Here is a 7,755-nt window from a genome sequence, read left to right as displayed (position 1 = left end):
GTGGGGATTTTCTGCTACGCATCGAGGACACTGACCAAAAGCGCTTGGTGAAGGGCTCGCTGGAGCATATTGTCCAGTCGCTGAATGCCCTCGGAACGCCCTACGACGAAGGCCCGGATCAGGCAGCCGTGGCGGCACTGCCTGAGGCTTACGGAACCGTAGACCCGGCGCTCCTGCCCGAGAATGGTGGTGCGTTTGGGCCGTATATCCAGTCGCTTCGCAAAGCGCGCTACACCGAGGTCGTTGAGTCGCTGCTGGATGCGGGAAAAGCTTACTGGGCCTTTGAGACGGAAGAAGAGCTGGCGGGCAAGCGTGCGGCCTGCGATGCCCGCAAGATTCCGTATCGCTACGATAGGCACTTCCGCGACTATGACTTAGCCGAGGCCCGCAAGCGCGTCGCCGATGGCGAGCGTGCCGTGGTGCGCCTCAAGATGCCCACGGAAGGCCCGATCCGCACCGTGGACTTTCTGCGCGGCGAGACGCTCTGGGACGCGACCACCCAAGACGATTTCATTATCTTAAAAGCCGATGGCCTGCCGCCCTACCACCTAGCCGCGATGGTGGACGACCATGACATGGAGATTAGTCATATTCTGCGTGGCGATGAGTGGATCAGCTCGACTCCCAAGCACGTCAGTGTCTTCCAGGCAATGGGCTGGGAGCCACCGATCTTCTTGCATGCGCCAGCCGTCAATGGGATAGACCGCAAGAAACTCTCCAAGCGCAACGGGGCCAAGCCCTTGCTCGGGCCTGTTCCTGAGTTTGATAAGAACTACCAGCCCACTGGAGAGTTCTTAATTGGCTACCTCAACCAAGACGGTATCTTGCCCGAAGCACTCTTTAACTTTCTCGCTATTTGTGGTTGGTCGCCGGGCGATGACCGCGAAGTGCTGAGCAAGGAGGAGATCATCGAGGCATTTGATATTAGTCATATCTCCACCTCACCGGCAATTTTTGATGTGGAGAAGCTCCACTGGATGAATGGGGTCTATATCCGGCGTCTTTCCCCAAGTGCCTTCTATGAGCGTGCCCGGCCCTATCTGCCCGAGGGACTTGATGCCGACTACGCCGCCGCTGCCATTGCCTTGGAGCAAGAGCGTGTTAAAGAGCTACGCGAAGTGCCTGAAGTGACGGACTTTTTCTTCTCCGAGCTGCCCGAGTACCAGGAGAAGTCTGTAACGAAGTGGCTCAAGGGCTCGGGAGCCTATCTTGCGGAGCTGGACAGTACTATCGCCGCGCTTCCTGAGTGGACGACGGCTGCGATTGAGACAGCAGTGCGAGGCGTGGCGACGAGCCATAAGCGTGAAAAAGGCGAGGCGACCCACCCGGTGCGCGTCGCACTCACGGGCCGCGAGGTGGGGCCAGGATTGTTTGAACTCATGGCCGTGCTGGGCAAAGAGCGCCTGGCCGTGCGATTTAAGAAAGCGAAAGAGCTCGCTGCATAAGCGAAGGAGTTAGCAGATGGCGGAACCAATTCTTGATTTGTACACCCTCTTTGGTGCGATGCCTCCCCGTGGCGCGGAGCCGGGCACCAGCACCCTAAAGAACATGATGGCAAAGTACGGTGTGGCGGGGGCGGTGACGCTCTCCACACGTGCGATTTTTCACTCCCCGTCGGCGGGAAATAAAGAGACCCAGGTGCGCTGCGGCGAGTCGGGTGGGGTGCTCTTGCCTGCGGGCGTGCTCGACCCACGTGTGGCGCAGTCCGATACGCTTCTGACAGGCTCGCGGTTGATCTGTTTGTTTCCCACTACGCAGAAGTGGCCTATTGTCTATGCGCCGCTGGAGAACGCTCTCAAGGCGCTGGCAGGGCGAGGCGTGAAGGTGCCGATTCTCTTTGAGGCGACCCAGCCCGGTGATGCGACCCAGCTTGCTCGTCTGATCACCGCAACGGGCTATACAGGCTCCGTGGTGCTCTCTGGGCTGAGTGGCCCAGCGTTCTCGGAAGCTGTCGCGCTGGCCCTAGCCGATGAGCGCTACTTGCTCTGCACCGATGCGCTCCGTGGGGTGGGGGAGATCGCCTACGCCGTGAGCCTAGTCGGCGCGAGCCGGGTAGTCTATGGCTCGGGTGGCGTGGCGCGTGGCTCGGTTTCGGCATCGCTTGCCGTGGCCAAGGTAGCAAAGCTCAGCGACACCGACCGCGAGCTGGTTCTGGGTGGGAATACGAAGCGGCTGCTTGCAGCCGGAGGGGCGGTAGCATAAGATGGCAGAAGAGATTATTGATGTCCACTGTGGCTGGGGCCCAACCCCCGCAGCCCCGACCTGGAACCAGACCGAGACCGTTCAGAGCACCCTGGCTGCTCGTGGAATCACGATGGCCTGTCTCTCATCGCTCCTGGCCCGCCGCTACGATCCTATCGGGGGCAACGAGACCGTCGCCGATACACTGGCAAATCCAGGCAGTCCGGTTCAGCTGCGTGGCTGGCTCGTGGTTCAGCCCGCCCAGCACGAGGAGTCGAGCGCCCAGATGCGGCGTCACCTGTACTCCGATAACTTTGTGGGAGCGGCGCTCTACCCCAACCCCGCGACAGGCGAGCCGGTGGCCCTCGAATACTCCCGTGAGCTTCTGATCCTGATCCGGCGCTACAGCAAGGCGCTACTGATCGAGACCCCGACTGCGGAGGCGATGTGGCACGCGGTGGAGATTGCCGGCTTTATGCAGGGTGTCAAGATTGTCGCGTCGGGGATGGGCGGCGAGGAGTGGCGTGCCGCGATTGACTTTGCGGTCAAGCCGTCGAACCTTTTCTTAGACATCGCGGGCTCCCTGGTTCCCGAGAAAATTCGCTATGCTATTCAGGCCATGAGTGGGGCACGTAAGCTTCTCTTTTCCTCCACTGCTCCGGGCTGCGATCCGGCGGCAAACTTGGCAATGATGGATGAAGCGGGGCTCTCCTCCGATGAGCGTGAGAAGATTCTGTTTGCCAATGCCAATCGTGTCTTTGGCTGGGGAACCGGTAGTGTGGATAGTCCCGCTGATGTCACACTTTCCGCGATGGGAAGATAAGCTCTCTGAGCTCCCGGTAGCGCGGCTCGTCGCCGTGAAGCGTAAAGGCCAGCTCTACAGTCGCTCCGTGAGGGGTGGGGTGTGCGATCTCGATATCGAGGCTCGTCACCCGGCCCTCTAGCACGCTTCTCAGGCGCTGGCAGGTCTCTGCAAGAGAAGACCAGGGGGCTCTCAAGCGCATAAAATCAGCAAAGGTCTCCGATTGTGCATTCGCGCTCCAGCGATCACTTCGCTGGCGGCTCTCTAGCCAGCGCTCGCCGTCATCGGGATCGCCAGGCGTACCGCCGAGCTGCTGGCAGACCGCGTAGGCGAGCTGAAAGTGCCCCGTCTGGACAATCTCATCGCCCTCAAAGGCAAGCATCATCCGCTGTGGAGACGTTATTCTGGCCAAGCTTGGGCGGGCATCGGAGCGGTGGATGAGGCGCAAGGCATCGCAGGCATCGTCAAAGTCTCCGAAGTCAAACACCGTCCAGGCACGTGCCTCGGGCTGTGGGTGCATTTTTAGCGTCGCTTCCACGATAATCCCGCCGAGGGTGCTCTGAGACAGCACGCTCTCGCGAAAGCTGCCGTAGCGCCCCGTGAAGAGTCCGTGCGCGTCCGTGGCGATGCAGCCGCCGACCGTGGCCAGAGTCGCACTGCCCAGTGACTGGCCGAGCGTGTAGGCATGGCCCGTAAGCTGCTCCTCAATTGCGCTGATTGTCACGCCTGCACCCACAGTAACGGTCATATCCTCCTCGCTCCAGGAAAGCTTGGTGAGGCGGCTGGTGTCTATGGCGATGTCCACAAACGCAAGCTCACTCGTCCCGCTCCCGCCTCCGACTGCCCGAAGGCTCTTGCCGTTTGCTGCTGCCCATGCCACTAGTGCCGCAACTTCCTCAGCGCTCTCGGGCTGCGCCACCGACTCGCAGAGAACCGGGCGGGTCTTCAGGTGCGGCGGAAACCAGGAGCGCGAGGCTTGCTGGCGGGAGTCGAGATCGGTCAAAAGCTCAGGAATCACGCCTCTGGTTGTACCTCATAGAAAGTCGCAATGAAGAGTCGCACGGTACAATGAGCGCATGAAGTTTTTCGCCATCCCACAGAACCTTCCCATCAATCCACCCAACAAAGAGGCGCTGAGTGAGCTTGCCACGGGGATGGAGCTAGAGACGCTACCCGGAGGATTTTTAGTCGTCGCGCCCTCCACCACGATGCTGGGAAAGACCGAGGACGAGCCCAACTACGGGCTGAAGCTCTCCCGGCAGATCGCGGTCTATGCGCCGATTGCCAGTGGCGGCTTCAAGCAAGTGGTCGCAGTTCGCCACGACTCCAACGACCGTGCTTTCGCTCTCAAAGTGGCGCGGCTGGCAGGGCGACTTCTCCGGCTCCATAAAGATCGTGTGGGGCAGGATGCGACCTACCAGCAGGGCGAAGAGCTGGCCAATGTCTGGCTGACCCGGGTAAAGGCCCCGACACGAGCAAGCGCGGCGGCGGAGACCAAGATCAACCATGTCTATCTTTTTGAGATTACGGAGCCCCGCCCGGAGATTGAGTGGGCACGGACAATTGCGCATGAGTGGGGGCATCTCGTGCTTCTGGCTGCGCGAGGCTACAAAGACCCCGAGGGCGATGCGGCAGGCTTTCTTGGGGAGCGCTTGTTTCTCAAGTGGCTCCATGAGGATGTGCTGTCACTCCCGCGCAAGACCGATGACTTCTGTGAGACAGCGGGCTTGCAGCTCTACTACAACCGGCAGATCGCGCCGCTTATGGCACGCTATAGTGCTGCTGGCCCCGCCGATAAGCGCCTCAAGCAGCTCAACACGGAGGGAATGGACTACTACATTGGGATGGCCCTCGACACCGATGAGGTCTTTGGCTCCAAAGTGATCGGGTTTGCGCTCTACCACCTGGAAAACACGACTCCCGAAGCGCTGGTCAATGCCGTGCGCAACGGGATTTTCCTCCAAACGGAGCTGAGAGTGAAGCTCCCGGCTTGGGTGCCGCTTGCTCCAGATACGTACTCTGTGAGTGGCCCTGCCGGAAAGGTGATGCTGGATGTACGTCCGCTTGATCCCAGCAAGCCTGTGCCGTTCAAAGTGGCCGCGCCGGGCTATAAGCGCCTGAAGGCCGTCTCGGGGAGCATTTCCTCCGTTATCCTGCGTCGGGGCGCACCCAAGAAATGAGCCTGCCCTACAAAGCGACCCTAAGCTCGCCGTGTAAGCTCAATCTGACTCTGGATGTGGGGCTGCCGCGCCCGGATGGCTTTCATGAGATTGACTCGCTGGTCGTGCTACTCTCGGCCTCCGACGAGCTAACTGTCACGGTCAAACCTGGCCTACGCCAGGTGAAACTGATCCTCAAAGACCGTCGTCCCGATGCTGTGGCTATCGAGACGATTCCCAAAGGGGGAGAGAACCTTGCCCACAAAGCCGCTCAGCTAGCCCTCGACACGCTTGCGCCGGGTCAAGAGCTGCAGGTCTGGATCACGCTCGCCAAGCGCCTCCCCGCTCAGGCCGGGCTCGGGGCGGGCAGTAGCAACGCGGCCACCGTGCTCAAGGCCATTGGCGAGGCGCTGGAAGCACCGACAGCTGCACTGCTGCCCCTGGCCGCGCAGCTCGGCTCCGATGTTGCGCTCTTTCTGAACCCATCCCCCAGCCCCTTCCCTCAGGGCAAGGAAGGGGAGAGCAGAGGGCTGGTTCGAATGCGAGGCCGTGGAGAGATCATCGAGCCCATCGCGCTGGATATCCTCAAATTCTACGGCGTGCTGGCTCGTCCGGCAATCGGTGTGCCCACTGGCCCCGCCTACGCGCTTCTTGACGCACTCCCAAATCGAGTTGTCGGAGCGGCTACCGAGCGCCTCCTCGCGGGGGAGAGTTTGGCCGATGCGCTGTCCAATGATTTCGAGGCCGCTGTGCTTCCTCCCTACCCGGAAGTTGCGGCGTTGCACACTGCTCTCACAGACGCGGGAGCCGTGCGTGCGCTGCTCTGCGGCTCGGGTTCGTCGGTGTTTGGGCTGGCGCGGAATCGGGCACACGCACTAGAGTTAGTGAAGAAGCTGGCGGGACGCGTGGCATGGCTGAAGCTCGTGGAGAGCCTGTGAGCGCCAATAATATCGCTGCACTGGTGCTGGCTGGAGGCGTTGTTAAAGAAAAACACGCCGCGTCGTGGGAGCCGCTGCTCCCACCCGGCACGCGTAACCGGGCTCTGCTGGAATTAAACGGCAAGCCGATGTATCAACACGTCGTGGAGACGCTGCAAGCCACGCCGGGTATCCGCCGGATTCTACTGGCGGGTGACGTGCCCTTGCTTCCGGGCTGCATACCCGTGCTGGGCGGCGAGTCCATGGTGGACACGCTCCTCAACGGGGTCAGGGCACTGGATGCCACCGAGACGCGATTTTTGGTTGCCACTGCCGACATCCCGTTTCTCACCTCGCAAGCTGTCACGGATCTACTTGCCGATGCTCCCGAGAGCGCCGATTTTGTCTACTCGATCATCCCTGCGAAAGTCTGCTACGATGCGTTTCCGGAGATGCGTCGCACGACCCTCAAGCTGGCCGAGGGAGAGTTCACAGGGGGCAATCTCGTCATCCTCAATCCGGAGTTCCTGCGTACCAAAGAAGCTGTCGTGCGCCATGCCTACGCGCTCCGCAAGAACGTCCCCGGCCTCGCGGCCCTGCTTGGCCCCAGCACGATTCTGCGCCTGCTCGCCTCGCGCGTCGCACCGTCGCTGCTCACGCTCCCGCAGCTCGAAGCCGCCGTCAGCCGCTTACTCGGTGGCGCGAGTGCCCGCGCCATTATTTCAAACCATGCCGGTGTAGGCGCTGATGTGGATCACCCCGAAGACGTGGCTCTAGCGCGGAAATATCTCGCTAGGGAATAAAACGCGCCGTAGGCTGCACTAACTCTAGCAATGAACACTCTGCTGGCGGCCACCGAATCCAAGCCTGATCTCGCCTTTGAGCGTGCCTGGAACCGCCATCGGGAGCGTGTCTTTCGCCTCGTGGTGCGGCTCTCGGGGAGCCGCGAGGCCGCCGATGACCTGACGCAAGAAGTGGCCGTGCAAGCGGCACAGGCTTTCCCGAAGTTTCGTGGTCAGGCGCAAGCTTTTACGCTCTTCTATAAAATCGCCGTGCGCTGCGTCCTCCGCTGGCGAGCACAGAGAAGCACATTGGGGGGCGAGGCACTTCTCGAAACCGTCCCCGCACCGAGCACAGACCCGACCACGGCGATTACTGTCCAAGCCGCCCTCTCCACCCTCCCCGACGACCAGCGTGCCGTGCTGGTACTTGCGATCTACGAGCAACTCTCCTACAAAGAGATCGCCGCCGTTTTAGAGATTCCCCTGGGAACCGTCATGTCACGCTTGGCACGGGCGCGGCAGCAGCTACGAAAGGAGCTTTCCGATGTCCTGTAAACAAGTCCCCTTTGCTATCCTCATGCGCCTCGCCGATGGCGAGCTACGTGGCCTGAAAGCCCTCACCGTGCGCCGCCATCTTAAGCGCTGCGCCGATTGCCAGCAAACGCTTTCTGAGATTGGTCGTGTAGACACGCTCCTCAAGAGCACCGATCACTTTCCCATGGAGACACGACAAAAAGCGCTCCCGCTTCGTCCGATTGGCCTTGTGGGAGGTGTCGCGCTGGCTGCCGGAGCGGCGCTTTTCTTTGCAATGCCGGGTGGCGTGGTGCGGCCCACTGTTTCATTTGCGTCTGTCGAAGAGGCGATGGGCAAGATTCAGACAGTACATTGGACAGAGACAATTAATGGGAGAACGA

Annotated in this window: 8 protein-coding genes and 1 pseudogene; 8 read left to right on the top strand and 1 reads right to left on the bottom strand. The window is 61.0% G+C overall.

Translation table 11 applies throughout. The features are described from left to right. The 3 genes from gltX to RMO15_RS20635 form a co-directional block, all read left to right on the top strand. Nucleotides 1-1,445: glutamate--tRNA ligase (gltX, locus tag RMO15_RS20645; protein WP_309716386.1), on the top strand; the 1,445-nt coding region annotated here is incomplete at its 5' end. Between the two features lie 16 nt (nt 1,446-1,461). Beyond that, on the top strand, nt 1,462-2,202 hold the full coding sequence (locus tag RMO15_RS20640) for a hypothetical protein (RefSeq protein WP_309716383.1): 741 nt from the start codon (nt 1,462-1,464) through the stop codon (nt 2,200-2,202). A gap of 1 nt (nt 2,203) precedes the next feature. Then, complete coding sequence (locus tag RMO15_RS20635) at nt 2,204-3,004, top strand: amidohydrolase family protein (RefSeq protein ID WP_309716380.1); 801 nt, start codon at nt 2,204-2,206, stop codon at nt 3,002-3,004. Here the strand turns inward: RMO15_RS20635 and RMO15_RS20630 are convergent. Further along, complete coding sequence (locus RMO15_RS20630) at nt 2,979-4,001, bottom strand: FAD-binding oxidoreductase (protein ID WP_309716371.1); 1,023 nt, start codon at nt 3,999-4,001, stop codon at nt 2,979-2,981. The genes RMO15_RS20635 and RMO15_RS20630 overlap by 26 nt on opposite strands. 58 nt (nt 4,002-4,059) lie before the next feature. Between RMO15_RS20630 and RMO15_RS20625 the strand changes: the two genes are divergently transcribed. The 5 genes and pseudogenes from RMO15_RS20625 to RMO15_RS20605 all read left to right on the top strand — a co-directional run. Further along, nucleotides 4,060-5,163: a hypothetical protein gene (locus RMO15_RS20625; RefSeq protein ID WP_309716367.1), complete on the top strand. Its 1,104-nt coding sequence runs from the start codon at nt 4,060-4,062 to the stop codon at nt 5,161-5,163. Next, nucleotides 5,160-6,080 carry a hypothetical protein gene (locus RMO15_RS20620; protein ID WP_309716363.1) on the top strand — a complete coding sequence of 307 codons (921 nt, stop codon included), beginning with the start codon at nt 5,160-5,162 and terminating at the stop codon, nt 6,078-6,080. Before RMO15_RS20625 ends, RMO15_RS20620 begins: the two co-directional genes overlap by 4 nt. After that, nucleotides 6,053-6,862 (top strand): NTP transferase domain-containing protein, encoded by an 810-nt coding sequence (locus RMO15_RS20615; RefSeq protein ID WP_309716359.1) that lies wholly within the window; start codon nt 6,053-6,055, stop codon nt 6,860-6,862. The genes RMO15_RS20620 and RMO15_RS20615 overlap by 28 nt, the downstream gene beginning before the upstream one ends. Before the next feature lie 30 nt (nt 6,863-6,892). Then, entirely contained in the window at nt 6,893-7,396 is a 504-nt protein-coding gene (locus tag RMO15_RS20610) for an RNA polymerase sigma factor (protein WP_309716352.1), read from the top strand. Next, nucleotides 7,386-7,755, top strand: a pseudogene (locus RMO15_RS20605) (zf-HC2 domain-containing protein); the annotation flags it as partial. The gene RMO15_RS20610 and the pseudogene RMO15_RS20605, both read left to right, overlap by 11 nt.

It is taken from the genome of Armatimonas sp. (genome assembly GCF_031410135.1).
Classification (GTDB): Bacteria; Armatimonadota; Armatimonadia; order Armatimonadales; family Armatimonadaceae; genus Armatimonas.
The sequence above is the reverse complement of the archived record's forward strand: the minus strand, read 5'-3'. Positions and strand labels throughout refer to the sequence as shown.